This is a genomic window from Acidovorax sp. KPB24-07 (assembly GCF_057543315.1).
Map to the genome: position 1 here is coordinate 1 of NZ_BAAJYS010000481.1, position 2,246 is coordinate 2,246.

Consider the following 2,246-nt stretch of genomic DNA (forward strand, 5'->3'; position numbering starts at 1 on the left):
CACCGGGCAGCCCCGTTGGCCGCCTCCGGCATGCGCCCCGGGCGCGCGCCATGCTGAATTGCGCGAGCGGCGGATGCGGCGGCAGCCCTGCGCCTGCAGCGCGCGCGCCTGTTCGGCGATGAGCCGGTCATGCAGCACCGCATCGCCCCGGTTCAGCGCGTCGAGCGCGCCGTCGGCCAGGGCCGTGTGCAGCGCCACGTGCGCAGGAAACTCCGGCGGCATGGAGGCCAGCGTGGGCGCGAAGGTGGCGATCAGGCCCACGGCCCCTTCGCCGGCGGCCTGCGCGATGTCGTCCACCATGGCCTCGTTGGGCTTGAGCACCGGCAGCCCCGCATGCCGGCGCGCCACCGCCTCGATGCACGGCCCGAAGGCCGAGCAGGTGAACAGCAGCGCGTGTGCGCCCGTGCCCACGGCGTAGTCCGCCAGCCGCAGGAACCGGTCGTGCATGGCCGCATCCAGCCCCGCACCCGAGCGCGCCAGGTCGGCCGAGAGGCTGTCGTCCAGCAGGTTCATGCGCAGCGCCTGGGACCACTGCTGCGCGAAGGCGGCGTTGATAGGCTCGACGGAATGCGGCAGGGCATGGATCAACGCGATGCGCGGCGGTGCGGATGCGGATACGGGGATGGGTGCGGTCATGGGAAGGGGGCTCAGATGCCCTTGGAGCTGGGGTTCTGGAACGCGTCGCGCGTTTCGGCATTCAGCGGGTAGCGGATGTTGATGTTCTTGGGCGGAATGGGCGACATGAACCAGCGCTGGTACAGCGCCTCCATTTCGCCGGACCGCATCATGGCACCGACCACCCGGTCCACCAGCGCCTTGAACGGCGGATCGTCTTTGCGGAACATGAGCGACTGGTTCTCGGTGCGCAGGCTCTCGCCCACGATGGCGAAATCCTGCGGCTGGCGCGCATTGGCGATCTGCCCCGCGAGCAGGATGTCGTCCAGCACGAAGGCGGCGGCGCGGCCGCTCTCCACCAGCAGGAAGGAGTCGGTGTGGTCCTTGCCCGACAGGTGCGTGATCTGCAGGGCCTGGCCCTTGTCGGCCTCGCGCAGCAGCCGCAGCGAGGTCGTGCCCGCCGTGGTCACCACGGATTTGCCCTGCAGGTCCGCGATGCCGCGGATGCCGGAATCGGCCTTGACCAGCAGGCGCACGTTGTAGCGGAAGATGTCGGGCGAGAAAGCCACCAGCTTTTGCCGCTCCACCAGGTTGGTGGTGGAGCCGCACTCGATGTCCACCGTGCCGTTCTGCACCAGCGGAATGCGGTTGGCCGAGGTGACGGCCTGGTACCTCACCTCGATGGCGGGCATCTTCAGTTCGGCCTTGACCGCCTCCACGATGCGTTGGCAGATGTCGATGCTGTAGCCCACGGGCCGCAGGTTGCCGTCCAGGTACGAAAAGCCGAACGACGACTCGCGGTAGCCGAAGGTGATGGCACCGCTTTGCTGGATCTTGCCCAGGGTGCCGCCGGCCGCGGGCGCCTCCTGGGCGAAGGCCGCCGGGGCGGCCAGGGCCGCGCACGACAGAAAGGCGGCCAGGAGGCGGCGCGGGAACGAAAGGGACGGTGCGACGGGCATGGCAAAGGCTCCTTCAGGAACGAGAGATGGAACGGGAGGGAGAACGGAACGACGGGGAAGGGTGACGCTCAGGCCAGCCCGGCCGTGGCCTGCCCGATGGCGTGCGCCAGCAGGTCGGCGATGGCCTGCAGGTCCTCGCGCGTGGCGATGTACGGCGGCGCGAGCAGCACGTGGTCGCCGCGCAGGCCATCCACCGTGCCGCCGAACGGATAGCACAGCAGGCCCGCATCCATCGCGGCCTTCTTGACGCGCGCATGCAGCCGGAGCGCGGGGTCGAACGGGGCCTTCGTTGCGCGATCGGCCACCAGCTCGATGCCCCAGAAATAGCCCCGTCCGCGGATGTCACCCACGTGGGGGTGGTCACCCAGCGCGCCGCGCAGCATGCGTTCGAACACCGGCGCATCGCCCTGCACTTTCTGCAGCAGGCCGTCGCGCGCGATCACCTGCTGCACCGCCAGCGCGGCGGCGCAGGCCACCGGGTGGCCCAGGTAGGTGTGGCCGTGCTGGAAGAAGCCGCTGCCGCGCGACATGGCCTCGACCACGCGCCCCTGCGCCAGCACCGCGCCGATGGGCTGGTAGCCGCCCCCCAGGCCCTTGGCCACGGTGATGAGGTCGGGCACCACGCCCTCCTGCTCGCAGGCGTGCAGGGTGCCGGTGCGGCCCATGCCGCAC

2 protein-coding genes and 1 pseudogene are annotated in these 2,246 nt (G+C 70.4%); all 3 read right to left on the reverse strand.

Annotated elements, in window-relative coordinates:
* Positions 1-636, reverse strand: a pseudogene (locus AC27IQ_RS22840) (arylsulfatase); the annotation flags it as partial.
* An 11-nt stretch (positions 637-647) separates the two neighbouring features.
* Positions 648-1,574 carry a transporter substrate-binding domain-containing protein gene (locus tag AC27IQ_RS22845; RefSeq protein ID WP_487090907.1) on the reverse strand — a complete coding sequence of 309 codons (927 nt, stop codon included), beginning with the start codon at positions 1,572-1,574 and terminating at the stop codon, positions 648-650.
* Positions 1,575-1,642: 68 nt separating this feature from the next.
* Positions 1,643-2,246 (reverse strand): aminotransferase class III-fold pyridoxal phosphate-dependent enzyme (locus AC27IQ_RS22850; RefSeq protein WP_487090908.1); only part of this gene is annotated, 604 nt, incomplete at its 5' end.